At 68.3% G+C, this 24,706-nt stretch carries 28 protein-coding genes; 5 read left to right on the top strand and 23 right to left on the bottom strand.

Going from position 1 to position 24,706, the window contains the following annotated elements:
• Positions 1-9: 9 nt before the first annotated feature.
• A complete protein-coding gene (locus tag ACIA49_RS08555) occupies positions 10-1,221 on the bottom strand; it encodes an MFS transporter (protein WP_396376489.1) in 1,212 nt (403 codons plus the stop codon).
• 56 nt (positions 1,222-1,277) lie between these two features.
• Here ACIA49_RS08555 and ACIA49_RS08550 point away from each other — a divergent pair, with 56 nt between their 5' ends.
• Both ACIA49_RS08550 and ACIA49_RS08545 read left to right on the top strand, forming a co-directional pair.
• Positions 1,278-1,835, top strand: coding sequence for an ArsR/SmtB family transcription factor (locus ACIA49_RS08550; protein ID WP_396376487.1), 558 nt, complete (start codon positions 1,278-1,280; stop codon positions 1,833-1,835).
• A 62-nt stretch (positions 1,836-1,897) separates the two neighbouring features.
• Positions 1,898-2,542, top strand: a complete 645-nt coding sequence (locus ACIA49_RS08545; RefSeq protein ID WP_396376486.1) for a DedA family protein — start codon at positions 1,898-1,900, stop codon at positions 2,540-2,542.
• Here the strand turns inward: ACIA49_RS08545 and ACIA49_RS08540 are convergent.
• The 6 genes from ACIA49_RS08540 to ACIA49_RS08515 are packed head-to-tail and all read right to left on the bottom strand — an operon-like array spanning position 2,539 to position 8,858.
• A complete protein-coding gene (locus ACIA49_RS08540) occupies positions 2,539-3,837 on the bottom strand; it encodes a hypothetical protein (protein ID WP_396376485.1) in 1,299 nt (432 codons plus the stop codon). The genes ACIA49_RS08545 and ACIA49_RS08540 overlap by 4 nt on opposite strands.
• A 53-nt stretch (positions 3,838-3,890) precedes the next feature.
• The gene (locus tag ACIA49_RS08535) at positions 3,891-4,655 is read right to left on the bottom strand and encodes a type III pantothenate kinase (protein WP_396376484.1); all 765 of its coding nucleotides are present in this window, start codon (positions 4,653-4,655) and stop codon (positions 3,891-3,893) included.
• On the bottom strand, positions 4,655-5,509 hold the full coding sequence (gene nadC / locus ACIA49_RS08530) for a carboxylating nicotinate-nucleotide diphosphorylase (protein WP_396376483.1): 855 nt from the start codon (positions 5,507-5,509) through the stop codon (positions 4,655-4,657). The genes ACIA49_RS08535 and nadC overlap by 1 nt, the downstream gene beginning before the upstream one ends.
• Positions 5,502-7,166: an L-aspartate oxidase gene (locus ACIA49_RS08525; RefSeq protein WP_396376482.1), complete on the bottom strand. Its 1,665-nt coding sequence runs from the start codon at positions 7,164-7,166 to the stop codon at positions 5,502-5,504. Before ACIA49_RS08525 ends, nadC begins: the two co-directional genes overlap by 8 nt.
• A gap of 22 nt (positions 7,167-7,188) precedes the next feature.
• Complete coding sequence (gene panC, locus ACIA49_RS08520; RefSeq protein WP_396376480.1) at positions 7,189-8,016, bottom strand: pantoate--beta-alanine ligase; 828 nt, start codon at positions 8,014-8,016, stop codon at positions 7,189-7,191.
• Positions 8,013-8,858 (bottom strand): Rossmann-like and DUF2520 domain-containing protein, encoded by an 846-nt coding sequence (locus tag ACIA49_RS08515; RefSeq protein WP_396376478.1) that lies wholly within the window; start codon positions 8,856-8,858, stop codon positions 8,013-8,015. Before ACIA49_RS08515 ends, panC begins: the two co-directional genes overlap by 4 nt.
• A gap of 82 nt (positions 8,859-8,940) precedes the next feature.
• On the opposite strand from ACIA49_RS08515, the gene ACIA49_RS08510 reads away from it, so the two are divergent.
• Complete coding sequence (locus tag ACIA49_RS08510; protein ID WP_396376477.1) at positions 8,941-9,498, top strand: 2'-5' RNA ligase family protein; 558 nt, start codon at positions 8,941-8,943, stop codon at positions 9,496-9,498.
• Here the strand turns inward: ACIA49_RS08510 and ACIA49_RS08505 are convergent.
• On the bottom strand, positions 9,495-12,284 hold the full coding sequence (locus ACIA49_RS08505; protein WP_396376476.1) for an AAA family ATPase: 2,790 nt from the start codon (positions 12,282-12,284) through the stop codon (positions 9,495-9,497). The two genes, ACIA49_RS08510 and ACIA49_RS08505, sit on opposite strands and share 4 nt — an antisense overlap.
• Positions 12,285-12,335: 51 nt before the next feature.
• Here ACIA49_RS08505 and ACIA49_RS08500 point away from each other — a divergent pair, with 51 nt between their 5' ends.
• On the top strand, positions 12,336-13,196 hold the full coding sequence (locus ACIA49_RS08500) for an SAM-dependent methyltransferase (protein WP_396376475.1): 861 nt from the start codon (positions 12,336-12,338) through the stop codon (positions 13,194-13,196).
• Here ACIA49_RS08500 and ACIA49_RS08495 read toward each other — a convergent pair.
• Genes ACIA49_RS08495 through ACIA49_RS08485 form a run of 3 tightly spaced genes read right to left on the bottom strand, consistent with a single transcriptional unit; the run spans position 13,157 to position 15,915 of the window.
• Positions 13,157-14,053: a hypothetical protein gene (locus tag ACIA49_RS08495; protein WP_396376474.1), complete on the bottom strand. Its 897-nt coding sequence runs from the start codon at positions 14,051-14,053 to the stop codon at positions 13,157-13,159. The two genes, ACIA49_RS08500 and ACIA49_RS08495, sit on opposite strands and share 40 nt — an antisense overlap.
• 36 nt (positions 14,054-14,089) lie before the next feature.
• The gene (locus ACIA49_RS08490; RefSeq protein ID WP_396376473.1) at positions 14,090-15,430 is read right to left on the bottom strand and encodes a PH domain-containing protein; all 1,341 of its coding nucleotides are present in this window, start codon (positions 15,428-15,430) and stop codon (positions 14,090-14,092) included.
• The gene (locus ACIA49_RS08485; RefSeq protein WP_396376472.1) at positions 15,427-15,915 is read right to left on the bottom strand and encodes a PH domain-containing protein; all 489 of its coding nucleotides are present in this window, start codon (positions 15,913-15,915) and stop codon (positions 15,427-15,429) included. Before ACIA49_RS08485 ends, ACIA49_RS08490 begins: the two co-directional genes overlap by 4 nt.
• Positions 15,916-16,105: 190 nt before the next feature.
• On the opposite strand from ACIA49_RS08485, the gene ACIA49_RS08480 reads away from it, so the two are divergent.
• Positions 16,106-17,305 (top strand): NADH-quinone oxidoreductase subunit D, encoded by a 1,200-nt coding sequence (locus ACIA49_RS08480; protein WP_396376471.1) that lies wholly within the window; start codon positions 16,106-16,108, stop codon positions 17,303-17,305.
• A gap of 54 nt (positions 17,306-17,359) precedes the next feature.
• On the opposite strand, the gene ACIA49_RS08475 is transcribed toward ACIA49_RS08480, so the two are convergent.
• From ACIA49_RS08475 to folE, 12 genes are all read right to left on the bottom strand, one after another.
• The gene (locus ACIA49_RS08475) at positions 17,360-18,088 is read right to left on the bottom strand and encodes an NADPH-dependent F420 reductase (RefSeq protein WP_396376470.1); all 729 of its coding nucleotides are present in this window, start codon (positions 18,086-18,088) and stop codon (positions 17,360-17,362) included.
• Between the two features lie 22 nt (positions 18,089-18,110).
• On the bottom strand, positions 18,111-18,893 hold the full coding sequence (locus ACIA49_RS08470; RefSeq protein WP_396376469.1) for an inositol monophosphatase family protein: 783 nt from the start codon (positions 18,891-18,893) through the stop codon (positions 18,111-18,113).
• Between the two features lie 18 nt (positions 18,894-18,911).
• Positions 18,912-19,352, bottom strand: coding sequence for a hypothetical protein (locus tag ACIA49_RS08465; protein ID WP_391541077.1), 441 nt, complete (start codon positions 19,350-19,352; stop codon positions 18,912-18,914).
• Between the two features lie 11 nt (positions 19,353-19,363).
• Positions 19,364-19,885: a DUF3180 domain-containing protein gene (locus tag ACIA49_RS08460; RefSeq protein ID WP_396376468.1), complete on the bottom strand. Its 522-nt coding sequence runs from the start codon at positions 19,883-19,885 to the stop codon at positions 19,364-19,366.
• Entirely contained in the window at positions 19,885-20,442 is a 558-nt protein-coding gene (gene folK, locus ACIA49_RS08455; RefSeq protein WP_396376467.1) for a 2-amino-4-hydroxy-6-hydroxymethyldihydropteridine diphosphokinase, read from the bottom strand. The genes ACIA49_RS08460 and folK overlap by 1 nt, the downstream gene beginning before the upstream one ends.
• Positions 20,439-20,828, bottom strand: a complete 390-nt coding sequence (gene folB, locus ACIA49_RS08450; protein ID WP_396376466.1) for a dihydroneopterin aldolase — start codon at positions 20,826-20,828, stop codon at positions 20,439-20,441. The genes folK and folB overlap by 4 nt, the downstream gene beginning before the upstream one ends.
• Before the next feature lie 77 nt (positions 20,829-20,905).
• Positions 20,906-21,373, bottom strand: a complete 468-nt coding sequence (locus tag ACIA49_RS08445; protein WP_396376465.1) for a nuclear transport factor 2 family protein — start codon at positions 21,371-21,373, stop codon at positions 20,906-20,908.
• On the bottom strand, positions 21,370-22,167 hold the full coding sequence (gene folP, locus ACIA49_RS08440; RefSeq protein WP_396377173.1) for a dihydropteroate synthase: 798 nt from the start codon (positions 22,165-22,167) through the stop codon (positions 21,370-21,372). Before folP ends, ACIA49_RS08445 begins: the two co-directional genes overlap by 4 nt.
• Before the next feature lie 97 nt (positions 22,168-22,264).
• On the bottom strand, positions 22,265-23,422 hold the full coding sequence (locus tag ACIA49_RS08435) for a S1 family peptidase (RefSeq protein WP_396376464.1): 1,158 nt from the start codon (positions 23,420-23,422) through the stop codon (positions 22,265-22,267).
• Positions 23,423-23,561: 139 nt separating this feature from the next.
• On the bottom strand, positions 23,562-23,816 hold the full coding sequence (locus ACIA49_RS08430; protein WP_396376463.1) for a Txe/YoeB family addiction module toxin: 255 nt from the start codon (positions 23,814-23,816) through the stop codon (positions 23,562-23,564).
• Complete coding sequence (locus ACIA49_RS08425; protein WP_396376462.1) at positions 23,816-24,058, bottom strand: type II toxin-antitoxin system Phd/YefM family antitoxin; 243 nt, start codon at positions 24,056-24,058, stop codon at positions 23,816-23,818. The genes ACIA49_RS08430 and ACIA49_RS08425 overlap by 1 nt, the downstream gene beginning before the upstream one ends.
• 38 nt (positions 24,059-24,096) lie before the next feature.
• Positions 24,097-24,669 (bottom strand): GTP cyclohydrolase I FolE, encoded by a 573-nt coding sequence (gene folE / locus ACIA49_RS08420; protein ID WP_396376461.1) that lies wholly within the window; start codon positions 24,667-24,669, stop codon positions 24,097-24,099.
• Between the last annotated feature and the right edge of the window lie 37 nt (positions 24,670-24,706).

The raw sequence follows: 24,706 nt of genomic DNA, 5'->3' as shown, positions 1-24,706 counted from the left end.
AGCCAAAGGCTAGTGACTGACCGCCTCCACAACCGAATCCTTTGTTCTGGCCACCAGTACGGCGCCCACTCCCGCAGCGAGCACGCAGACGATCCCACACGCCAGGAACGTCATCCGCGGACCGAGAACCGCAGCAACCAGGCCGCCCAGCGGCAATGCGATCAAGCTGCAGCCCCGGACGGTCCCGGACAGCGCAGCGACCACCCGGCCGCGGACCGCGTCGGCGACGCGGGTGACGATCAGTGTACTCACCGCTGCGTTCAGCAGACCGCTACCGATCCCGCTCAGCACAGCCCCGGCCAGCAGCGGGGTTGCGCCATTCGAGCCGCCCATCAGCAACATGCCGGCGCCGATAGCCGCCATACCGCCCATCACTGCCCGGGAGCGGGACGCCGAAGTGGACAGGCGGCCGGTGCCCCAGGCGCCGAGGATCGTGCCGGCGCCCTGCCCGGTGAGCAGCCAGCCGTACCAAGCGGCGCTCAGCCCGACGACGTCGGTCACCAGGAACACCTCCACCACGTTGACGGCCTCACCGACCAGCACGAAACCCCACAGGCACATCAGCAGGATCCGCAGCAGCGGGTCACCGAACAGATGGCGCAGTCCGGCCATCAACCCGCCCGGCTCCCGGGCAGCACCAGGCTCCGGCCTGCGCCGGGTCTGCACCAACCCAGCCACTAGTGCCAGCAGCCCGAACGTGGCTGCGTCCACCAGAAGCGCATCCCGGCCGCCGATCCACTGCACCAGCACCCCACCGACCGCCGACCCGACCAGCATGGCCACGCCGATCAGCGCCTGGCTGGTACCGGTCGCCCGACCGACCAGGTCCTCCCCCACGATCCGCGGGATCAGCGCACCCCAGCACGGCCCGGCCACCGCCTGCCCCACCTGCAGCAAGCAGACCAGCCCCACCGTGCTCCCCAGGTCGTGGCTGAACGCCAGCGCCACCCCAGCAACTGCCTGCAGCAACGTGGCCCACACCAGTACGGCGCGTGAGTCGTAGCTGTCCACGATCCGCCCGGCCACCGGGATCATCGCCACCGTCGGTACGGCGAAGGCCAGCAGCAGGAGCGTGACCGCCCCGGGCCCGCCGTACTCCTTCACGCGGAGCATCAGCGCAAGCATCGCGATCGCGTCACCGGCGTACGAGATCGCGCGGGCGGGCAGCACCAGCCGGATGTCCCGGTGCGACCAGAGGGAAGTCTGAAGGGTTTGCTTCATAAATGTGAAGTAAACCCTTCATATCTTTCGGCGTCAAGGCTCGCTACGCTGACACCGTGGCCGAGAACAAGGTGGTGCTGACCGATCCGCGGGCGATCCGCGCGCTGGCGCACCCGGCTCGGCAGCTCGTCATCGACGAGCTCTACAGCGGCCGGGTGCTGACGGCGACCGAGTGCGCCGAGCTGGCCGGGCTGACACCGTCCGCGATGAGCTACCACCTCCGGGCGCTGGAGCGCTGGGGCATCGTGGAGCGGGCCGAGTCCACCGACGGCCGGGAGCGGCCGTGGCGAGCGCCCGCGCAGGGCATGGTGATCACGTCCCAGCCCACGGTCTCCGGCCGGACGGCCAACCAGGCGATGATGCGGGTCGCCACCGACCGCATGCTCGAACTCTTCGACGACCTGGACGGCGACGACCCCTGGGATGACGTCAGCGCGATGAGCCGGTCCCGGGTCTGGCTGACCCACGAGGAGGCCGAGCAGCTCGGCGCCGACCTGCAGAAGCTCGTCGACGGCTACCGGAAGGGACGGACGGCCGCGGAGCACCCCGACGACACCCGTTCGGTCCACATCATGTTCACCGTCGTACCGTCCGGTGCGGCACCACAACCCTGATTTTCCCCCGAAGTACCTCTCCGGTCAGCTAATTGGTTGCCGAGCAATGTAACTATGGGTACATGGGGGAAGCGCTAGCAATCGCGATACCGACCGGCGGTCTGGCCATCGTGGCGTACCTGGTGGTGGGGCTCGTCATCGGCGTCGAGAGCATGGGCGTGCCGTTGCCGGGCGAGACCACGCTGATCGCCGCGGCCCTGCTCGCCTCGCAGGGCGACCTGCGGATCGAGTTCGTGATCGGGGCCGCCGCGGCGGGCGCGATCATCGGCGACTCGATCGGGTACTTCATCGGCCACCGGGCCGGCCGCAGCCTGTTCGACCGGCTCAGCCGCCGGTTCAAGCACTTCTCGCCCGACCGGATCGCGCGGGCCGAGAAGTACTTCCACCGGTACGGCGTCTGGACGGTCTTCTTCGGCCGGTTCGTCGCGCTGCTCCGGATCTTCGCCGGCCCGATGGCCGGCACCCTCCGGATGCCCTACCCGAAGTTCCTGATCGCGAACGCCGCCGGCGGCATCGCCTGGTCGGCCACGATCGGGATCGTTGCCTTCCACATCGGTGACAACGCGGACAAGATCTTCGGCCAGGTGTCGGTCTGGGCCCTCGTGGCGATCGGCGTCGCCGCGGTCGGGGCCTACGTCGTCTACAAGCTGCGCCGCCGGCACCGCACCGAGGAGCTCGGCCTCGAGGCCGAGTCCGCCGAGGCCTAGGGCCGGATCCGCAGGTCCAGAGCGGGCGTGGTCAGGCCGTCCATGTTGCGACCGCCGGAGGCGGCCTGCGGCAGCACCCAACGGTACGAATAGGTGCCGACGGCATTCACCTTGAACCCGAAGACGGCCTGCCCGCGGCGCAGCGCGACCAGCTTCACCGAGACCCACTTGCGGGACTGCCGGTTCCACAGCTGCAGCGTCGCCGCGGAGGTGTAGGCCGGAGCCACTCTGGCGAAGACGGTGACCATCTCGCCGCGCTTCTTGTTGTTGCCGCCCAAGTAGCCGCCGGCCAGCAGCCGGACCACTCCGCGGGTGAAGACCGCCGGACTGCTCGACTCTCCCGTCAGCACCCCCGGCTTGGCGTAGCGACTCGCCACTACCTTGTACGGCCGGCTACCCGCAGTGACCACCGGTATGTCGAAGTGACCGCCGGCCGTGGTCTTCCCATGAGCGACCGGACTCCAGCGCGCCTTGGGAGTGACCTGCGTCAGCACTGTTAGCGGGATACCGGCGGAGGTGGTCTGCTGCAGCGCACAGGCCGCCTCGGCAGCGCAGTACGTCTCCTGCAGCACCACGCGGCCACGCACTCGCATCGGCAGGCTGTACTGCGCCTTCGGCGGCACGAACACCGTCGCCGAGCTGGTCAGCCCGACCACCTGCCCGCCGACATTGCTGGACCACTCGTTCTCGGTCCGCAGCTGGAACAGGAACGGCGGCTGGATGCTGTTGATGACCTGCCGCGCCGAGGTCGTCCCCGGCCCGATCGGCGCCGGCTGCGTGCCCGGCTTGCCGATCATCGGCACGTACTTCTGCACCTTCGTGCCCTCGACGTCCAGCGGGTCGTGCGGGGTGAAGTCCTGCGGCGCCGGCGGCACCGTCCATCGGATCAGCACACCCCGCCCCTGCGCCACCGCGAACGCCGAGCTGGGCCGCACCGGCCCGTCGGTGTCGAACACCGGCGACTTGGCCGGCTTGCCGGTCAGACCGTCCTTGGTCGTCCCGTTCATCACCACCACCCGGTAGTTCCCGTCCGGCGGGAACGCCGACGTCGGGATGTCCCAGCTGTTGTCCTGCTCGGCCGGCAGATAGTGGACGTACGAAGGCCCCTCGCTGAGCACGCCCTCGATGGTGATCCGGTTGGGCGCGTTACCGTCCTTCCAGGTCACCCGGACGGAACTCTTCCCCGCCCCCGACCAAGCCACCGCCACGTCGGACGGCGACGGCTCACCCGTACAAGCGGTCAGCACAGACGCACCGGTCGCCAGCACCAGCGCCACGGCGAAACTGCGCCGCACAGGACCACCTCACCTCAGTTGCCTCACAACCGACGGGCTGCACGATATACCGCTTAGGAGTTGTTACGGGTGAACGCCTGGTGCAGACCGCGCAGTGTGAGCAGGGGCTCGTGGTGCACCGGGGTCGTGAGGTCGCGGAGTACCAGCGATGCCAGGGCACCAGTCAGTACGACGGGAGTCTCCGCCGCGAAGGACTGATCCTCACGGATCCGGGTGACCAGTCCGTCGATCATGGCGGCGAAGCCGTGAACGGCGCCGGACTGCAGTGCTTCGACGGTGTTCTTGGCCACCAGAGCGCGCGGACGGACCAGCTCGACCCGGCGGAGCTGAGCCGCCACATCACCTAGCGCGTCAGTGGCGGTCTCGATGCCGGGAGCAATCACTCCGCCGGCAAACGCGCCGGACGGGTTCACCACGTCGATGGTGATCGCCGTACCGACGTCGACGACCAGGCAGGGAGCGCCGTACAGCTGGACGGCTGCGAGTGCGTTGGCGATTCGGTCCGTGCCGACCTCACGCGGGTTGTCGACCAGAACAGGCAGTCCGGTCTTCACGCCGGGCTCGACCACCACACTGGGCACGTCCTGGTAGTAGCGAGTGACCAGGTCGCGGAACTCGTGCAGTACCTGCGGTACGGCGGAGCAGACCGCGATCCCGGAGACCGGGGCCTCACCTGCGAGCAGCCCCTGGATCAGGACCGCCCACTCGTCCGCCGTACGACGGGAGTCGGTCCCGACCCACCAGTGGCGTTTGACCGTGCCCTCGAACACCAGGCCCACAAGGGTCCTGGTGTTCTCGACGGCGACGGCCAGCAGCATCAGACGGCCTTGAGGTCCAGGGCGATGTCCAGCACGGGTGCGGAGTGCGTGAGTGCACCGACCGCCAGGAAGTTCACACCGGTCTCGGCGACCTCCCGGGCCTTGTCCAGCGTCAGCCCACCGGACGCCTCCAGCTTGGCGCGGCCGGCCACCTTCTCGACGGCCTCCCGCAGCAGGGGGACATCCATGTTGTCCAGCAGGATCAGCTCGGCACCGGAGTCGACGGCGATCAGGGCGTCGTCCACGGAGTCCACCTCGACCTCGACCGAGATCTCCGGATAGGCCTTGCGCACCAGCCGGAACGCTTCTGCCACGCCTCCTGCCGCGATCACGTGGTTGTCCTTGATCAGTGCGGCATCCGACAGCCCCATGCGGTGGTTCTTACCGCCACCACAGCGCACGGCGTACTTCTCGAGCGAGCGCAACAGCGGCATCGTCTTGCGGGTGTCGCGGATGACCGCGCCGGTCCCCTCGACCGCATCCACCCAGCGCCGGGTCAGCGTCGCCACTCCGGACAGGTGGCCGAGCAGGTTGAGTGTCGTCCGCTCGGCGGTCAGCAGCTGCTGCGTCTTCCCGCGAATCGTCATCAGCACGTCGCCGCGCCGTACCGACGCGCCATCGGTCACGGAGTACTCCAGCTCGACCTCTCCGGGCGCTGCGACCTGCCGAATCACCAGTTCGGCAATCTCCAGCCCGGCGACCACGCCGTCGGCGCGAGCGACCAACTCGGCGACCGAGACCTGGTCCGGGTCGACCGTGGCGGTCGTCGTGACGTCCACACCACCGGCAAGGTCCTCCTCGAGCGTGGCTCGCACGAGGTCACCGACCCACTGCCGGTCGACGGTGTCATCCATCTTGCCGATTCTCCTTGCTCTGTGGAACGAAGGTCGCTCCAGGGCGGGCACGCTCGCCGTCGGCGGGCAGTGTCAGGTCCAGATTGCCCGACCAGTGTTGATCATCGCGATCCGGGTAGTCCTCACGCCAGTGCGAGCCGCGGCTCTCCTCACGCACGGTTGCGGCGGCGATCAGGGCAGAGGCGACCGTCACCAGGTTCGTCGCCTCCCAGCCCGGAGTGCCGGGCTCACCGGCCGGTTGCTCGATCAGCTTGGCCAGTGCGGCACCTGCCTCGTCCAGACTGTGCGCGCTCCGGATCACTCCGGCACCAACGGTCATCACCCGCTGCAGCTCCGGTACGACGTCCGCGTCGACCAGACCGGGGATTCGGGTGTCCACGGCCGGCTCACGCTGCTCCGGAAGGCCCTTGGCCAGGTGGTTCGCTATGCGCCGCGCGAAGACGAGTCCTTCGAGCAGGGAGTTCGACGCGAGCCGGTTGGCGCCGTGCACACCGGTGCAGGCGACTTCACCACAGGCATACAGACCTGGCACCGAAGTCTGCCCATTGAGGTCGGTCCACACCCCACCGGACGAGTAGTGGCAGGCAGGTGCGACCGGGATCAGCTCACGGACCGGATCGATACCGTGCGAACGGCAGGACGCCAGAATGGTCGGGAACCGCACCCGCCACTTCTCATCACCGAAGTGCCGGGCGTCCAGGTAGACATGATCCTTGCCCCCGGCAATCATCTGCCGGGTGATCGCCTTCGCGACAATGTCCCGCGGCGCCAGGTCGGCCAGCTCATGCTGACCCTGCATGAAACGTTTGCCCTCGTGGTCGACCAGGAACGCGCCCTCACCACGGACCGCCTCGGACACCAGCGGCTGCTGGCCTTTCGCGCTCTTGCCCAGCCACAGCACGGTCGGGTGGAACTGGATGAACTCCAGGTCGCGCACCTTCGCGCCGGCCCGCAGTGCCAGCGCCATCCCGTCACCCGTGGACACACTCGGGTTGGTAGTAGCGGCGTACAGCTGGCCGAGGCCGCCGGACGCGAGGATCACTACCCGGCTACGGATCGCACCGATACCGTCGAGCTGGCCCTCACCCATCACGTGCAGCGTCACGCCGGCCACAGCGCCGTCGTCAGCCCGCAGTAGGTCGATGACGAGCGCATGCTCGATCAGACGGATGTCCGGCAGCCGCTTCACCGCAGCGACCAGCGCACGCTCGATCTCCGCACCGGTCGCGTCACCACCAGAGTGTGCGATGCGGTTTCGGTGGTGCCCACCCTCACGCGTCAGTGAGATCTCGCCGTTGGCCATGGTGTCGAAGCGGGCACCCAGCTCGATCAGATCCCGTACTGCGTCAGGCCCTTCGGTCACCAAAGCCCGTACGGCGTCTGGGTCGCACAGCCCGGCTCCCGCGACCAGAGTGTCCTGCAGATGGTCCTCTGGTGAGTCCTCGGGACTGAGTGCGGCGGCAATACCGCCTTGGGCCCACTGGGTCGAGCCGGAGGCGACAACGTCCTTCGTCACCACCAGCACGGTCCCGAGCTCACGGGCCTTGAGTGCAGCAGTCAGCCCGGCAATGCCCGAGCCGATCACCACCACGTCGACTGTGTCGGTCCAGCCCGGCTCAGGTGCTGCGAGCCGTTGCGGGACAGCAGGTGCGGTCATTCAAGGACCGTATCAACCGAATTCATCGCAGCGTGATGGAAATGTTGTCAATGAGACGAGTCTGACCCACCCGGGCAGCGATGAGCATGCGCGCCTCACCAGGGCCGATCACCGGACCCAGGTCAGGTGCCCGGAGCGCCAGATAGTCGATCTTGACCGACGGGACCGCCTCCAGTTCCGCGTGCGCAGCGGCCAGTACGGCGTCCGGACCGTTCATGCCGGCCTTCGCACCGGCCGTTAGAGCGCGGTAGAGAACCAGAGCCTCGTCACGCTCGGTCTCGTCGAGGTACCGGTTGCGTGAGGACATCGCGAGGCCGTCTGCCTCCCGCACTGTCGGTACCGGCACGATGTCGACGTTCCAGTCCAGGTCGCAGACCATCTCGCGGATCAGCGTGAGCTGCTGGTAGTCCTTCTCGCCGAACAGCGCCAGATCGGGCTGCGTCAGGTGCAGCAGCTTCGACACCACCGTCAGGACGCCACCGAAGTGGCCGGGGCGCACCTGGCCCTCCAGCTCGTCGGCCAACGGACCGGGATGCACGGTGACCGAGGGTTCGTTCGGGTACAGCTCGTCGCGGGACGGGTTGAAGACCAGGTCGACGCCTTCGTTCTTGGCGATCGCCAGGTCGCTGGCCAGCGTGCGCGGGTAGCGGTCGAAGTCCTCGGTCGGCCCGAACTGCAGCGGGTTCACGAAGATCGTCAGCACCACACTGCCATCGGGTCCGACGCGTTCGCGCGCCTCGGCCAGCAGGGCCGCATGCCCCTCGTGCAGCGCGCCCATCGTCATCACCACCGCTCGCGGCCGGACCGCCGTCGCCGCCCGCAGTTCGGCCTTCGTCTGGGTGAGTCTCATCGCGGTGCCTCCCCTGTTCGATACCGCTCCAGCACCTCGCCGAACCGGGCCGCCGTGCCCGCGTCCAGCCGTCCGTCCGCCACCGCCAGCTCCACCGTCGCGCCGGCCAGCTCGGCGTACGTACTCGCCGTGCGACCGTGCAGACCGGCCAGATGTGCTGCCACCGTGTCGACATCGCCCCGCACGATCGGCCCGGTCAGCGCATGATGACCGGATCGCAGCGTGTTGTCGAGGGTTGCCGTCAGCAGTGGCCGGAGTGTTGCCGACGGATCCGCAACTCCTGCTTCCTGCAGTACGGCGAACGCTTGGGACAGCAAGGTGGTGAGGTGGTTCGCGGCGTGCACCAGGCCGGCGTGGTAGCGCGCACGCTCCGCCTCTGCCACCCACTGCACCTGTGCCCCGAGCGCCTTCACCAGTCGCTCCACAACCGCCTTGGCCGCAGCTGGCGCGGTCGCGGTGAAAACCAGGTCCTGCAGCTGAACAGCATCCACACCGGTGAACGTCATCGGCGGATGCAACGCCACTGGGGTCGCCGGCAGCCCCTGCAGTGGAGCGAGCCCGTGTGCACCCGACAGATGAACGACGTACTGCCCGGTGGTCAGCGGGAGCGTGTGAGCAACCGCAGCGATCGCCTCGTCCGGTACAGCGACCAGTACGACGTCGGCGCGGCCGGTGACCTCGTCGGGTGACAACACCGGCACATGCGGAAGGAGGCGGGCGGCGCGATCACGTGACGCGCTCGACCGCGCGGAGACTCCGACCAAGGGATACCCGGCGGCCGCCATGGCTGCTCCCAGGGCGGTTCCGGCCCGGCCGGCTCCGATCAAGCCGATCCGTTCCATACTCACTCTCTCCGTCGTTCCAGTCCCACGGTGGGGTACCAGACGATCTCCCAGTCAGCCTAGGCGATGCGAGGATGGCGTGGTGAAGGATGCCTGGGCTACTCGACGCGGATTGACCGCGATTCTGATCACAGTGCCGGAGCTGGCGGCGTACACGGACCGGTGGCGGTCGGTGTCGCGGACCAGCATGCGGCCGGACGTCCCACTGAACGAGCTGATCCCGCCGCACGTCACCGTGCTGGTGCCGTGGGTGCCGGAGCCCACCGACGCCGATCTGGACAAGGTGCGGGCCGCGGTCGCCGACGTGAAGCCCTTCGAGCTCAGCTTCCCCGCGGCCGGCCAGTTCCCGAACGGAACCGCCTGGCTGCGCCCCGAGCCGTTCGACGAGGTGGTGGCCTTGATCCGCAAGGTCGCCGCCGCCTTCCCCGACTACCCGCCGTACAACGGCGAGTTCTCGGAGCCGCACCCGCATCTGACCATCTCCTCGTCCGCCCAGGGCGGACCGGCCGTCGTCGCCGACGCTCAAGCCGCCCTGGCCGCCGAGCCGGCACCCGTGGTCACGCTGACCGAGCTGGGCCTCTGGCGCGACGACGAGCACGGCGTCTGGAGCCAGTTCGGCGCCGTCGCCCTGGGCGGCTAGAGCCAGAAGCCGGTGGAAGCCTCCGCAGGCTTGGTCTCCAAGGAGTCCGGCAGGTCGTCGACGGTGAACTCACGGATCTGCTCGACCGCCGGGTCCGTCAGCTCGACGATCCGGACCGCCTGCCGCGCCACAGTGGCCTCGAACAGGTTGCGCACGCTGCGGCCGTTGCCGAACTCGTCGTCGGCGAGCAACGGCTGCAGCAACCGGCCGACCCGGTCGAGCACACCGTCGGCGAGCACGAACCCTCCGGCGGCCGCCTGGGCCTGGAAGATCTCCTGCAACTCCGGCACCGAATAGTCCGTGAACTCGACTGTCGTCGGCACCCGGGAGCGCAGCCCGCTGTTGAGCTTGAACAGCTTCTCCATCGGCTCGGTGTAGCCGGAAAGGATGACGACCAGGTCGTCGCGGTGCTCCTCCATCAGCTTGATCAGCATGGCCACCGCGTCCTTGCCGAATTCGTCCAGCTCCACCAGCGCGTACGCCTCGTCGATGAACAACACCCCACCGAGCGCCTGCTCGACAATCCGCCGTACCCGGGGTCCGGTCTTCCCGTAGGCCTCGCCGGCCAGCTCGAGCCCTGTCGTCTCCACCAGTTGCCCGACACCGAGCAGTCCGAGGTCCCGGTAGATCTCAGCCAGCAGCCTGGCGACTGTGGTCTTGCCGGTCCCCGGGTTGCCGACGAACACCATGTGCCGGGACCGCTCGGCCGGTGGCATCCCGGCTTTGGCTCGCAGGACGTCCGCCTTCGCCTCCGAGGCCAGCCGCTCCACCGTCGCCTTCACCTCGGCCAGGCCGATCATCTGCGCCAGCTGCGCCTGGGGGTTCGCATCCTGCCGCGCTTGCAGCAGGCCGGCGGTGGCCAGCCCGGTGACATCGGCCAACATCAGCTCCCGCACTTGCTCGTGCGTCGGCGACTCCACCGCAGCCAGTCTGACGGCCTGCTGGGTAGCGATCCGCTCCAGCAGTGTCCGGATCGTCCGGGCGTTGCCGAACCCGCGGGTCCGCGGGACCTTGCGCAGTGAGGCCAGCACCAGCTCTGAGGCCTCCGGGGTGATCTCGAACCCGGCCTGCTCGACCGCCTGCAGGAAGATGTCGTGCAGTTCGGTGTCCAGGTAGTCGGGGAAGTTCACGAAGCTACGGATCCGCGACGCGATCCCAGGGTTGCTCTGGACGAGCCAGTACATCTCACTCGGGTACCCGGCCATCACCACGACCAGGTTGTCGCGATGCGTCTCCATCAGCTGGATCAGGGTGGCGAGCGCCTCGTGCCCGAAGTCCCGGCCGGACGGGTTGGCCAGCGCGTAGGCCTCGTCGATGAACAGGACGCCACCCAGCGCCCGCTCGACAACCTCGATCACCTTCGGCGCGGTCTGCCCGATGTAGGTGCCGACCAGGTCCGCCCGGCCGACCTCGACGAGATGCCCGGACGACAGCATGCCGAGGTCGCGGTAGACCTCGGCCAATAGCCGGGCCACGGTGGTCTTGCCGGTCCCCGGGTTGCCGCTGAACACCAGGTGCCCCATCGGCTTGGGCAACCGCAGCCCGGCCTCGGTCCGGATCTGCGCCAGCCGGGCCTCGGCGACAAGTTCGAGTACGCGCGTCTTGACGGGCCCCAGCCCGATCATCGCGTTCAGCTCGGCGATCGGATCGCCGGAGCCGGCCGGCTCCTCGTTCCCGGCGGGCTCGCCGGTACTCGGAACACTCGTCACCAGCCCTGGCCGGGCGGTGTAGAGGCTGCTGAGGGCGCGCAGGAAGGTCGCGGTCATGTACAGGTCCTTCGACGGCTGGGGCTGGTCGGGCAGGCCGTTGAGGACCGCACCGACCTGGTACGCCGCAGCAAGCCACTCCCGAGCCTGGAAAGCCGCTCCGGCCTCGACAGCGCGCAGCAGCCAGCTCACCCGTCGACGTCGCCAGGCAGCCCGGTCGTGCTGCCCGGTCGCCCGCTCCAAGGCCTCCTGCACCTCAGCTGTTCCGGCCGGGCCCAGCACGGTGAACGACAGCCCGGCTGGAAGGTCAGGCCGACCGACCTGCCGGACCAGCTCGGCGAGCTCCTCGGCGAACGGCCGCTCGGCTTCTGGCGTCTTCGCCGCGATGGTCTCGTACGCCGCCTGCAACCGTTCGACTCCGGGTGCCAGCAGGTCCAGCGGGTTGCCTGACAGGGCCGGGAAGGTCGACCTCACCTCGTCGTCGGTGAACTTCGTCGCCCACCGCTTGACCAGGGCGGCGTTGTTGAGCGACCTGTGCGCCGCGAGCAGGTCCGGATCGGACAGTACCTCGTCCAGCATCCTCGCCATCACGGTCCGCCGCGGCTCCAGTAGCGGAATTCCGGACAGCACGTCCATGGCCTCCCGAGCCACCGCCAGCACCTGGTCCTGTAGCTCACCGGCGCTTCGCGACAGCAGGATCAGCGGCAGGTGGAACGCTGTCGGCCCCTGCCGCCACCGGTCGGAATCCGTCTCCAGCGCAGCAGGCTTCAGCAGGTAGCGGTCGATGAGCATCCGATGCAGCGTCGGTGCAGTGCCCGCCAGGATCCCCACCGTCGGCAGCAGGCTCCAGAATGCCTGGTAGACGACGTTGGCCAGCGGTGGCGCGTCCGGCTGCAGGAATGTATGACCGACGCCCGTGCCGACCGTGCCGAACTCGGCACGGCTCACCAGTTCGGTGACCCGGGCCTGCCGGTCCTCCAACCACTCCGGGGTGAAGGCGAACGGCGGCTGATCACCGATGATGTCGAAGACCGGCTCTCCGGTGAACAGAACCGCCAGCTCGTCAGGAAGGTTCGGCATGATGAGGCGATCCTAGAATCACTCCGGTCCATACCTCTTCGAACGGCAGCCATGAACTATCGCACCGCCTGGCAGCACGCGCTCTACGGCCCGGACGGCTTCTACCGGCGTGAGCGACCAGCAGCACACTTCCGTACGTCGGTGCACGCGTCGGACCTGTTTGGCCGGGCGATCGCGCGGTTGGCGCGTGAGGTCGGTGCTGAGCAGGTGACCGACATCGGGGCCGGCTCCGGGGAGCTGGGCCGAGTGCTGCGGGCTGAGGGCCTGAAGGTGGTCGAGATCGAGCTGGACGACGAACTGCCCGACCGCCTGACCGGACTGGTCGTGGCCAACGAGTGGCTCGACAACATCCCGTGTGAGCTGGCCGAGTGGGACGAGGACGGCGTACCGCGTTATCTGACCGCCGAGCTGACACTGGGTGATGTTGTCGAGGGCAACGATCTGGAGTGGTTGCGGCAGTGGTGGCCTGGCGAGCCGGGTGATCGGGCCGAGATCGGACTCGCCCGGGACGAGGCCTGGGCCGGTGTGGTCGACCGCATCGACCACGGCACCGCGCTGGCTATCGACTACGGGCACCTGGCCGACGACAGGCCGCCGTACGGGACTCTGACCGGCTTCCGGGCAGGACGCGAGTGTGAGCCGGTGCTGGACGGCAGCTGCGACATCACTGCCCACGTCGCGCTGGACTCGCTCGGCGGTGAGGTGCGCAGCCAGCGCGAGATGCTGATGCAGCTGGGCGTCTCGGCGCAACGACCGCCGCTGGACCTGGCCCACAGCGACTCGGCCGCCTACCTGGCCGCATTGTCTGCGGCAGGTGAGGCGGCCGAGCTATTGGACCCGTCAGGACTCGGCGGGTTCGGCTGGGTGCTCAGTCACTCCCCGGCGAGCATCGGGTCGTTTTCGGACCGGTAGCGCGAGTAGACCGGGTCAGCGAAGGTCCCGGACACCTTGCCGAGGTTCGTGATCGGCGTGGTCGTGCCGGTCGCGTGACCGATGGAGTACACGTACGCCGAGTTGGTGTCCTTATCGATCGCGGTGAGCAGCGTGCCGGTACCGCAGCTGTTCGCGACCAGGGTTTCGAAGCCCTGCCAGGTCGAACCGCGGACAGTCTTCACGACTGGCTTGAGCGGCGCCGTCGACGGGATGCGGATCGTCTCCAGCACGCCGGCCTTGGTCGTGGCCAGGAACGTGTCGTACGTCGCCGTCTGGCTGATCAGCGTCATCGCCTTGATGTCGGAGAAGCCGGCGGCTGAGGCGACCGTCTGGAAGCCGTTCGTCCAGCGGAACAGCACACCGTCGTTCCGCAACCCGTAGCGTGCGTTCCGGGAGCTGGAGCTCAGCCCGGCCCAGGACTCCTCGATCATGCTGAACTTGTCCCAGTTGATGCCGACCTTGGTCTCTTTGTGCTCCCACTGGCCGGTCGACTCGGAGTAGACGTCACTCACGGCGTACAGCGACGTACCGAGAACCACATAGGCCTCGAGCGAGGCGCCGGCCGGCAGCGCGCTGAAGCTCCAGTTGGACGCGAGCTTGGCGGCACCTGCAGTGAACTCGTGCTGAGGCGTTCCGCTGGCGCTGGTCGGAGGCTTGGTGCCGGTGACGGTGACGCCCTTCAGCTCGCCGGCGCTGGTGATCGCCTGCAGCGGAACAGTGCAGCTAGCGGTGGATGCGGCGGTCGCCGTCCCCGAGGTGGTCACGGCCAGGCTCCCCAGCAGTACTGCGGACCCCGCCGCCGCAGCTACTCGCTTGAACATGTTTTTCGTCTGCATGCCAACCACGATGCAGAGCCGCCCGCAGAAGTTGTCCTAGGACTCGTGGGGGCGGTTGGACTCGATGGCCTGGCGGGCTTGGCGTGCCTGGTGGGCTTGAGCTTGGGTGAGCCAGGCGGCCTCGTCGGCTGAGCGGTGCAGGGCGACTGCGTTCGTCGGGCCGACCGGGGTGTCGATGTGCACGTCGGCCAGGTTGAGGCGGCGCTGGATCGGTCCCTGGGCCAGCCGGACCGATTGGGTCTTGTGGTGCAGGACGATCGACGTACGGCGGCTCACCCAGCCGGCGGTGGTGACGAAGACCTGCGCGTCGGCGCCGTACGCCAGGTAGCGCCAGCCGATCGGCCGCAGCCACTTGGCGCGCTCGGGAGCGCGCTGCATCTCGATGGCATCGAGGTTGAAGCCTGGCAACACCCTGGCGAGCACTGCGGCTACCTCGCCGCGTTCACCGACCGGAAGCAGCTGTGCGCCTTCCAGGTGGTCGTCGCCGTCCTCCTTGCCGCCCGCTACACCAGCGATGTCCAGCTCCACCCGGGACCAGCCCAGCATCCGCCAGATGATCGGCTCGGTGACCAGTAGGCCCTGCACGCGACCCGGCGGGATGGTCTGTCGCTGTACGTCGAACAGACCGCGCTTGGTCCGTAGACCGTGGTCGGTCTGGGACAGGGTGAAGCCATGGTTGCCGACGACCTGCTTCCAGATCGGCTGAACCACACCGAGCAGCAGCGGTAGACCGGCGAACAGACCGATGTGGAAGTCGAACACCATGGTGGCCACGATCAGCCAGATCAGAGCGCCCGCGCTGGCGACGACTGTCGACGACAGCAGCGTCGCACCGAGTAGGCGGGCGGTCGGAACGACCAGCAACGCCTCCGGCTCGTGCTCCTGCTCGTGTTCCTGCTGCTGAGCAACCTGCTCGCCCTTGGCCCGGACCAGCAGGGTCGTGCGCAGCTCACGGGCCTCGGTGTACTTGAAGTAGCTCAGCCGGCCGTCGCTCTTGCCGCCGCCAGCCACGTCCATCCGCAGCTCGGCCATGCCGAACAGCCTGGCTACGAAGGGCTGGGCGACGTCGATGGCCTGGATGCGGTCGAACCGGATGATCCGGGTCCGCCGGAACAGGAAGCCACTGTCCACCCGAATCGCATCATCGGTCAGCTGCCACGTGGTGAACCACCACGACAGCGTGCCGAGCAGGACACCGCCGACGAGCGCGGCACCGAGCCCGATCCCCGCCAGCTTGAGGTTCTCGCGCAGGCCCTCGTTGTTGACCAGCGCGAGGGCTGCGGCGACGAAGACGATCCAGCCTTTGACGAAAGGCGTCAGCGGGTGCAGCCGGGCCCCCTTCTGCTCCACCCGGGGTGCCGGCGTCGGCTCGGTCACAGGCCCCACGCCTGCGACTGACCGAGCGCGGACAACCGGTCACGCAGCCGGGCGGCCTCGTCCGGATGCAGACCGGGGATCTTCGCGTCGGTCGCCGGTGTGGCCGTGTGCAGCTCTACCGTAGCGATGCCGAACGCCCTCTCCAGCGGACCGGCGGCCACGTCGACGAACTGCATCCGCCCGTACGGCACCACGACCAGCTCGCGGAACATGATCCCGTGGCTGACCATCAGCTCGTCCTCGCGCTCGGCGTACTTCCAGGACCGCTGGTTGCGCCCGATCAGGACCCACGACCAGACGAACACGGCCGCGACCACGATCAGCCCGAGAACGCCGTACAGCCAGCCCAGCGTGAGCCCGAGCGCGAGCAGCAGGGCGAGCCCGGTCACCCCCGCGAGGATCGCGGCAGAGACTCGCCGGACCGACGCGAGCTGCGGTGAGACCGGCGTCCAGCTGACATCGGAAGGTGCAAAGAGGTCGTCCACGACACCAGCCTGTCACGAAGTGTGCCGTGCGTGCTGGAGCTTGAGCGATGGTGGCGTCCAGGTGCGTGCATCGGGGGGCTTGAGGGGCAGCCTCGATGCGGGGTCCATCGTGGCTGTTCCGCAAGGCCCGCGAGGTGCGTGCCTGGGCGTCAGCAGCGCCGAGCTCCAGTGCGCACGGCACACTTGGGTCATGAGTATCGAGAAGGTGGTTGGTGTCGGGGCTGGAGCTGCTGGATTCGACCCGGCGTTCGAGCGGGGTGGGACGGGCGCCGGCTCGGACCTGCCGACCACCGACATGGTGCTCAACATCGGACCGCAGCACCCGGCGACGCACGGCGTACTGCGGCTGCGGCTGACCCTGGACGGTGAGCGGATCGCCGGGTGCGAGCCGATCGTCGGCTACATGCACCGCGGCGCGGAGAAGCTGTTCGAGGTCCGGGACTACCGGCAGATCATCGTGCTGGCGAACCGGCACGACTGGCTGTCCGCCTTCGCCAACGAGCTCGGAGTGGTCATCGCGGTCGAGCGGATGATGGGCCTGGAGGTCCCCGTCCGCGCGGTCTGGCTGCGCACGCTGCTCGCCGAGCTCAACCGGATCCTGAACCACCTGATGTTCCTCGGCTCGTACCCGCTCGAGCTGGGTGCGATCACGCCGGTCTTCTACGCCTTCCGCGAGCGCGAGACCATCCAGGCCGTGCTCGAGGAGCTGTCCGGCGGCCGGATGCACTACATGTTCAACCGGGTCGGCGGCCTCAAAGAAGACCTCCCGTACGGCTGGCTCGGCCGCACCGCCGCCGCGTCCGCCGCCGTCCGCAAACGGCTGCCGGACATCGAGAACCTCATCCTCGGCAACGAGATCTTCCGCGCCCGCACCGTCGGCATCGGCAAGCTGTCCCCCGAGCTAGTCGCCCAGTACGGCGTCTCTGGGCCGATCGCGCGCGCATCGGGTGTCGACGCCGACCTCCGCCGCGACGAGCCCTACCTCGCGTACGGCGAGCTCCAGGACGTCCTGCGCGTCGTCACTCGACCCGACGGCGACTGCTTCGCGCGCTTCGCCGTACTGCTCGAGCAGGTCAAGGTCTCCCTCGACCTGGTCGACGCCTGCCTCGACAAGCTCTCGTCGATGCCGGCAGGCCCCGTCAACGTCCGGCTGCCCAAGATCCTCAAGGTCCCCGAAGGCCAGACCTACGCCTGGACCGAGAGCCCCCTCGGCATCAACGGCTACTACCTCGTCTCCCGCGGCGACAAAACCCCCTGGCGCCTCAAACTCCGCTCCGCCAGCTTCAACAACATCTCCGCCCTACCAGCCCTGCTACCCGGCACGATGATCCCCGACATGATCGCCATCCTCGGCAGCATGTTCTTCGTCGTCGGCGACATCGACAAATAACGTCCGAAGGACACGCGGCCGGTATCTGCGAGTCCTTCGGACGCTAGGGGTTGGCTAGAACTGCAGGTCCTTGACGGGCGGGCGGTGCGCGGTGGCGAGCAGCTTCTCGATCTCGGCGGCCGGGGCGGGCTTGCCGGGGTCGTCGTAACCGTCCATGATCCGCTCCAGCGAACTGCCCTCGGAGACGTAGGGATCGACGTACAGGGCCGTCTCGCGCTCGTGCCGCCAGCTCTCGCTCAGCGGTCCGGCGTCGACGGCGTCGTACCCGAGCTTGTCCAGCAGCTCGGCAACCGCTTGGCGGGCCTCCGCGTCGTTGCCCGAGAGCGGGAGCGCGCTGCGGTCGTCGGCACCGGCGGCCCGCGCCAGGTTGAGCAGGTTGACCGCGGTGATGTTGTTGAAGACCTTCACCGTGCGGGACTCCGGCAGGTGGCGCTGCAGCAGATCGGCGGTGTTGACCGTCTCGTTGTCGAGCTCTTCGATCCGGCCGTCGCGGCTCGGGTAGTAGTTCATCGTGTCGATCACGACCTTGCCGGCCAGCGGCTCGGCCGGGACGTCGGCGTAGCGGCCCAGCGGGATCGTCACCACGACGATGTCACCAGCCTCCGCCGCCTCGGCCGTCGTACCGGCTCGCACACCCAGCTCAGTGGCCTTCTCGCGCAGGCTCTCCGGACCGCGCGAGTTCGCCAGTACTACGTCATATCCAGCTGCGACCGCGAGCTTCGCCAGCACGGTCCCGATGTTTCCACTTCCGATGATGCCCAGGGTGCTCATACCTAGCGACAACCCCGGAAGGGGCGAGGGTATTTCAGACGCCGGAGCGGATCACCAGTTCGGTGAGCTCTTCGGCGAGCGCCGGGGCCACGGCGAAGGTGCCGCGGGAGGCGGGCGAGTGCTGGCTGCCGTCGAGGTCGAGCACCTGCAGGCCGGCCTCGCGACAGATCGAGACACCGGCCATCGTGTCCCACGGCTTGTTGGAGTACATGATCGTCGCGTCGAAGAAGCCGTTGGCGGTGAACGTCAGTGCGGCCGCCGCCGTACCGATCTGGCGCAGCCGCTGCACCCGCGGGACGAGCAGGCTGTGCAGCTCCAGCCGGCGCGGGTTGATCTCGGCCGCGTCCTCGCTGATCGCGAAGTCGCCCATCGCGATCAGGGCCTCGTTCAGCGTCGTACAGCCGCTGCCCTGGATCGCCTTGCCGTTACAGGTCGCGCCCAGCCCCTCGGCAGCGGCGTACCGGGTGCCGAGCGGCGGGTGGTCGATCACTCCGAGTACGGCGCGGTCGTCGACGATCAGGCCCAGTGAGATGGCCCACAACGGCATCCCGTGGACGAAGTTCACCGTCCCGTCGATCGGGTCGAGCACCCAGCGGGTGCCCTCGGTCGGGCCGCCCTCCTCCTCGCCCTGGATACCGATCTGCGGCGCCTCGCGCTCCAGGAACTCGCGGATCTTCCGCTCGACCGCGTAGTCGACCTCGGAGGCCATGTCGCGGTCACTCTTGAACGTGAGCGTCCCGGGGCCACGGGTATCCGTCACCGTCCGGCCCTGGTCGACGGCGGCTTGGGCGACTTTCAGCAGCTGAGCGAGGTCCACACGGTAGAACCTACGCGATCAGGAGGCAGCGAGGCCGCGCAGTTTCAGATCCACGACGGTCGGGGCATCGGCCTGGGAGTGTTTGTCGCCGGCGGCAACGACCGTGGCGACCTCTTCGTCGATCTTGTCGAGGCGCGCATCGATCTTGTCCAGACGACGCTGCATCAGGTCGACGAACTCCGCGTTCTCGACCACACGGGCACTGGTGATCCGCGAGTACTCCTGCGCGACAGTGGCGCGTTCGTCGGAGTGCGCGAGCCGCTCGACCAGCAACTGGTGACGGAAGAGCACCGAGGCAGCGATGGCCACCGCGACGGCAGCGATCGCTGCTCCGCGGAGAATCCAGGTGTTCTGAGTGAACAGCGCAACGCTGACACCGAGGCACACAACGATCAACAGAGCGTTGGCGACGGTGAGAACGGTGGTCCTGGTTCGACGGCGGCTACCCCTTGACCCCATGGACCGTCATGTTAGGCGGTCTCGTCGGGGTCATCGGGAATACGACACGCACGTTCCAGCAATAATCCGGCCGTGACGACCAGCACCGAGATCACGGCGGCGAGACCGGCCATGATCACTCTGTTACGAGGACCCGAGGCGCTCACGCCTCGCAGGAAGGATAACGCGAACCCTGCGTACACACCGGTGCACAACGCGCCGACGAAAGCACTCGCCTTCCCGATCAGCAACAGGAAGACGGCACGCTGCGGTTCGACCCGCTCCCGCCGTACCTGAACCCGTTGCTGTGTGTTGCGGGCCGCGGCGAACAGCAGCGCGGCCAGGAACGCCCAGGCCACCAGCGTCAGCCAGGAGATCGACGGCGCGACCCCATCGCCGGCCTCGATCGCCTTGACCATCGTGAACCCGATCGCGGCCCCCAGTACGGCGATTGCCACCAGCAACCGCCGTGAGGTCGGCCGCACCGAGCCCGGGCGCTGTGGTTCCTTGCCGGAACCAGGGGCGCGGCCGGACTCGGGACCGCCGGAGGCCACTACTGGAGCTCGAGATCGAGCTTGGTCACACCGTCGGTGCCGACCTTCTCCAGGAGCTCCGCGACCGGGCCGTGCCCGACCAGGACCGCGTCCGGCTCGATGTCCAGCCACGGGGCCAGCACGAACGCGCGCTCGTGCGCCCGCGGGTGCGGGATGGTCAGCTCGTCGGTCTCGATCGTCTTCTTGCCGTAGGTGATCAGGTCGACGTCCAGCGTCCGGGGCGCGCCCGGCACGCTGCGCTCGCGGCCGAAGGCCTGCTCGATCGCGTGCGCGCGGTCCAGCAGCAGGTCGACCGACAGCGTCGAGTCGGCGAGCAGGACGACGTTCAGGTACGGGCCGGATTCGTCCGGCCCGCCGATCGGCTGGGTCTCGTAGACCGGCGAGACATCGACCACGACGACGTCCGGGGTGTCCCGCAGCGCGTCGATCGCGCCCTGCAGGTTCGCCTCACGGTCGCCGAGATTGCTGCCGAGCGACAGGATCACCTGGCGGATCGGCTTGAGGCCGCCGCTCAGGGTGTCCGCGTCGATGACGTAAGGACTGGGGGTCTCGGTCACGAGGATTCTCCGGCTCTGCGCTGCACGGTCAGGACAACGTCGTCGAACGGCACCGAGATCGGCGCCGAGGGTTTGTGGATAGTCACCGCGGTCGCTGTCACCCGCCGGTCGGCGAGACACAGGTCGGCGATGCGCTGGGCGAGGGTCTCGATCAGGTCCACCGGATCACTCTCGATCGCTTGGTGCACCTGCTCGGCGACCACGCCGTAGTTCACGGTGTCGGCCAGGTCGTCGGAGGCCGCAGCAGGCCGGGTGTCCAGCTCCAGCCGGACATCCACGACGAACTCCTGCCCGTCGGCCCGCTCGTGATCGAAGACTCCATGGCGCCCGAAGCCGCGGATGCCGCGGATCTCGATCACGTCAGGAGGGGTCACGGGCTCGCTCATCCACGTCCTCACTTCGTTCCGGGCGCGGCCGAGACTCCGGGGCACACTGTGCTCGATTGTGAGCTCGCTCCGCTCGCTCACGGCGCCTCCTCCTGTTGACCCCCAGACGACAGTACCGGGGAGGCATGGTGGATCCACAACCGCCAGCCGGAGGAAGTTCTGCGGAAGACGTTGGTGGCGAGCGCCTTGCCGCCCGCGAAACCGTCCTCCGGAGCACCGTCACCCGACGACAGGACATTCTCCGTACACGTGACGTAGGCCACGTCTTCATCCACCCGTACCTGGACGTCGGTGAGGAAGAACTGGATGTACGGCGTGTTCGCGAAGATCATCGCCCAGGCCCGCATCATCTCCGGGTACCCGTAGATCGCGGCGTTACCGGGGTGGATGCAGACCGGGTCGGGTTCCGGCAGCCAGACGGCCGCCATCAGATCCAGGTCGCCGGCCTCGAACGCGTTGTAGAACGCGGTGTTGGCGTTCAGCACGACGTCCTCGACGGTCGTCCCGCGCGCGCCTTCGCCCGACCGGGCGGGTCCCTCGGTCATCCGGTTCCCCATCTCTTCGCCACTCGGACCGCGTCCGCGGTGGGCGCCACCACGTGGGCCCGGACACACCAGGCACCGGCGGCGGCGACCAGGGCGTTCACAGCCAGGCTCGCGTCGTCTCGTCGTACGGCCGGCCGTAGCGCACCGGTCTCCTCATCGGCGAGCAGCCTACCGAGGAACGTCTTGCGGGACGCACCGATCAGCAACGGCCGGCCCAGTACGGCGAATTCCGGCAGCCGGCGCAGGATCTCCCAGTTGTGGTCCGCGTTCTTGGCGAACCCGAGCCCGGGGTCGAGGGCGACCCGGTTCAGGTCCACCCCGGCGGCCCGGATCACCTCGAGCCGCTCGGCCAGCTCCGCGATCACCTCGGCCACGACGTCGTCGTACTCGGCCTTGTTCTGCATGTCGATCGAATGCCCACGCCAGTGCATCGCGACATACGGCGTATGGCGTTCGGCCACCAGCGCGAGCATGTCCGGGTCGGACTGGCCGGCGGACACGTCGTTGATCATCGTGGCGCCTGCTTCGAGGGCGAGCGCGGCGACCTCGGAGCGCATGGTGTCGACCGAGATCAGTGCACCGGCGGCAGCCAGTGCCTCGACCACCGGCAGCACGCGGCGGATCTCCTCCGCCTGCGACGGTCGCTCGGCGCCCGGCCGGGTCGACTCCCCACCGACGTCGAGCAGATCGGCGCCTTCGGCGAGCAGATCCAGACCGTGCTTGATCGCGGCTGCCGGTTCGAACCACTCACCGCCGTCGGAGAACGAGTCCGGCGTCACGTTCACGACACCCATGACGAGGCTCCGGTCCAGCACCGGCAGCCCGTCCACGTGACCCCACGACCCGATTCCCACCCGCCCACCGTAGTGGGCGGGTCGGACAATGCCGGAATCAGCTACCCATAACCAGTTCGGTCTGGGTTGCCCGGAGGGCTTCGCCGATGGGCTGGGAGTAGGACTCGTTGGAGCGGTTGTACTTGTCCAGGCACTTGCCGTCGATCAGCGCTGCGCCGCTGGTGATGCCTTGGGCGTAGTTGCCGGTCATGTTGGCACCGCCCGAGTCACCGGACTCGACACAGGCCGTGTGCTGGAAGAGACCGCGCACGATCTTGTTGTTGCCGTAGTTCACCGTGACGTTGTTGGCGACGATCCGGCCGCAGGTCCAGCCGGTGCTCTTACCCGACTTGCACAGCTCGGATCCGACCGTGGGACTCGCGACCCCGTGCACCGCGACGCTGCCGGAACCCCAGCCCTCGATGTAGCCCTGCTGGTCCCAGCCCTCGATGACATCGACACTGCCGTAGTCGTTGCCCGGGAAGCTCGAGTACACCGTGTTGCCGAGGATGTAGCCGTTCCGGGAGAACGACGGCTTGCCGGAGGTGCAGTGGCCGGCGGTCAGGAAGACCCGGGTGCCCTTGCTCGTCCGGGCATTGAAGCCGAGTGAGCAGACGTAGCCGGTGTTCTTGTCGACCTGGAACCCGCCGCGCAGGCTGAAGTCGTCGGCGGTCGGCTTCACCGTGCCGTAGACGGTCTTCACCGTCACCTGGTCACCGTGCTCCTTGGCCCGCTCCACGAACCGCTCGGTGAAGATGTCGTGCGCGCCCTTGGGAACGCTCACCACCACGGTGCCGCTGATCGGATCGACATACCAGGAGCGCACCTTGCCGGCTCGCGACTTCTCGGCCAGCCGGTTCAGCTCGGACTGCACGGAGTTCAGCTCGGCGGCGGTGAAGCGCACCAGCTTCGGCACCGCGCCGGCCGCCCGGACCAGTGCGGCGGTGGCCTCATCGGAGACCGCGACCACCAGGTCGCCCGCGCTGTCGTAGTAACTGCCGACCGCGCGCGACCCGAGCTCGGTCCGCAACGTCTCGGCCTGCAGCGAAGCTTTGGTGCCCGGCGCCCCGACCAGCTTCGTCGGCTCGACCCGCGGCCCTTCGGTGGTGTGTCGCTTGCCCTCGTCCGCGGTGGCCCAGTTCGCCGCCACCAGTCCGGCAGCGGTCAGTATCGCAGCGCCGGCGAGTGCGGCGCCGACCCGGTAACGCCCCGACATTCCTTGTCCTCCTCACCGCCGGCGCCCGGTCCCCGTCGAACGAACGCCCTTACGGAAAGTAAACGTTCTGCAACGGATTGTCCACAGCTACCAGCTCACAATCCCCAACGAGCGAGGCGGCAAGGAGCTACGCGCGGAGTTATTTGCTGTAGTGGAAGCGCGCCTGAAGGACGACCAGATCGTCGCCGTCGACGAGACAGACCAGTCGATGCTCGGAGTCGATCCGTCTCGACCAGACACCCTGAAACATGTGTTTGAGCGGCTCGGGTTTCCCGATGCCACTCTGCGGATCCCGCAGCACATCCTCGATCAGTCGATTGATCCGCTTCACCTGCCGATCGACGTGCTGCCAGTAGGCGCAGTCCTCCCAGCCGTTGGGAGTGAAGACGAGCATCACATCAGCTCGTGCTCCTCGCGCTCGCCTCGCTGCGCCTGCTGCAGGCTCTCCAACAGCCGCCGTGCATTCTCGGGGACACGCAGCAGGTGTGCCGTCTCCTCCAGAGCCCGATAGTCGCCGAGCGAGATCAAGACCGCATCGCCGCCCTTCGAGGTGATCTCGACCGGAGTGTGATCCTCGTTCACCTGCTGGATCAGCGGGAACAGATCCTTGCGTGCCGCGGAGGCCGTGATCGCCATCTACCCTCCTCAGCTAGTGATACGACACATGGTGCCATTCAGCCGACGATCAGGCTCATCGCTTCGGCGCGGGTGACGGGGTTGCGGAGCTGGCCGCGGACGGCGGAGGTGATGGTCTTGGCGCCGGCCTTGCGGACGCCGCGCATGGTCATGCAGAGGTGTTCGCACTCGATCACGACGATCACGCCGCGCGGTTCGAGCAGCTCGACGAGGGACTCGGCGATCTGGGTGGTCAGGCGCTCCTGGACCTGGGGGCGCTTGGCGTAGACGTCGACCAGGCGGGCGAGTTTGGACAGGCCGGTGATCCGGCCGTCGCGGTTCGGGATGTAGCCGACATGGGCGACCCCGGTGAACGGCACCAGGTGGTGCTCACAGACGCTCCAGACCTCGATGTCCTTCACCAGGACCATCTCGTCGTGCCCGAGGTCGAACGTCGTACTGAGGACCTCCTCGGCCGTCTGACCGAGCCCCGCGGTGATCTCGGCGTACGAGCGCGCCACCCGGGCCGGGGTGTCCCGCAACCCGTCGCGGTCCGGGTCCTCCCCGATCGCGATCAGCAGCTCCCGCACGGCCCGTTCCGCCCGGGCATGGTCGAACTTCGGCGACGTCATGGCGCCAGGGTAAGCAGAAGCCCCGCCATCCGGGCGG

Source organism: Kribbella sp. NPDC051587 (genome assembly GCF_044453945.1).
GTDB lineage: Bacteria > Actinomycetota > Actinomycetes > Propionibacteriales > Kribbellaceae > Kribbella.
The sequence above is the reverse complement of the archived record's forward strand: the minus strand, read 5'-3'. Positions and strand labels throughout refer to the sequence as shown.

Bases quoted from the DNA above. Each gene is read 5' to 3' on its own strand.
- ACIA49_RS08515 (WP_396376478.1), bottom strand. From the start codon at position 8,858: ATGGAACGGATCGGCTTGATCGGAGCCGGCCGGGCCGGAACCGCCCTG.
- folP (WP_396377173.1), bottom strand. From the start codon at position 22,167: ATGGGTGTCGTGAACGTGACGCCGGACTCGTTCTCCGACGGCGGTGAG.
- ACIA49_RS08495 (WP_396376474.1), bottom strand. From the start codon at position 14,053: ATGCAGACGAAAAACATGTTCAAGCGAGTAGCTGCGGCGGCGGGGTCC.
- ACIA49_RS08435 (WP_396376464.1), bottom strand. From the start codon at position 23,422: ATGTCGGGGCGTTACCGGGTCGGCGCCGCACTCGCCGGCGCTGCGATA.
- folE (WP_396376461.1), bottom strand. From the start codon at position 24,669: ATGACGTCGCCGAAGTTCGACCATGCCCGGGCGGAACGGGCCGTGCGG.
- panC (WP_396376480.1), bottom strand. From the start codon at position 8,016: ATGAGACTCACCCAGACGAAGGCCGAACTGCGGGCGGCGACGGCGGTC.
- folB (WP_396376466.1), bottom strand. From the start codon at position 20,828: ATGAGCGAGCCCGTGACCCCTCCTGACGTGATCGAGATCCGCGGCATC.
- ACIA49_RS08525 (WP_396376482.1), bottom strand. From the start codon at position 7,166: ATGACCGCACCTGCTGTCCCGCAACGGCTCGCAGCACCTGAGCCGGGC.
- ACIA49_RS08505 (WP_396376476.1), bottom strand. From the start codon at position 12,284: ATGCCGAACCTTCCTGACGAGCTGGCGGTTCTGTTCACCGGAGAGCCG.
- ACIA49_RS08465 (WP_391541077.1), bottom strand. From the start codon at position 19,352: ATGGGGTCAAGGGGTAGCCGCCGTCGAACCAGGACCACCGTTCTCACC.
- ACIA49_RS08545 (WP_396376486.1), top strand. From the start codon at position 1,898: ATGGGGGAAGCGCTAGCAATCGCGATACCGACCGGCGGTCTGGCCATC.
- ACIA49_RS08555 (WP_396376489.1), bottom strand. From the start codon at position 1,221: ATGAAGCAAACCCTTCAGACTTCCCTCTGGTCGCACCGGGACATCCGG.
- ACIA49_RS08480 (WP_396376471.1), top strand. From the start codon at position 16,106: ATGAGTATCGAGAAGGTGGTTGGTGTCGGGGCTGGAGCTGCTGGATTC.
- ACIA49_RS08445 (WP_396376465.1), bottom strand. From the start codon at position 21,373: ATGACCGAGGGACCCGCCCGGTCGGGCGAAGGCGCGCGCGGGACGACC.
- ACIA49_RS08425 (WP_396376462.1), bottom strand. From the start codon at position 24,058: ATGGCGATCACGGCCTCCGCGGCACGCAAGGATCTGTTCCCGCTGATC.
- ACIA49_RS08500 (WP_396376475.1), top strand. From the start codon at position 12,336: ATGAACTATCGCACCGCCTGGCAGCACGCGCTCTACGGCCCGGACGGC.
- ACIA49_RS08535 (WP_396376484.1), bottom strand. From the start codon at position 4,655: ATGCTGCTGGCCGTCGCCGTCGAGAACACCAGGACCCTTGTGGGCCTG.
- nadC (WP_396376483.1), bottom strand. From the start codon at position 5,509: ATGGATGACACCGTCGACCGGCAGTGGGTCGGTGACCTCGTGCGAGCC.
- ACIA49_RS08430 (WP_396376463.1), bottom strand. From the start codon at position 23,816: ATGCTCGTCTTCACTCCCAACGGCTGGGAGGACTGCGCCTACTGGCAG.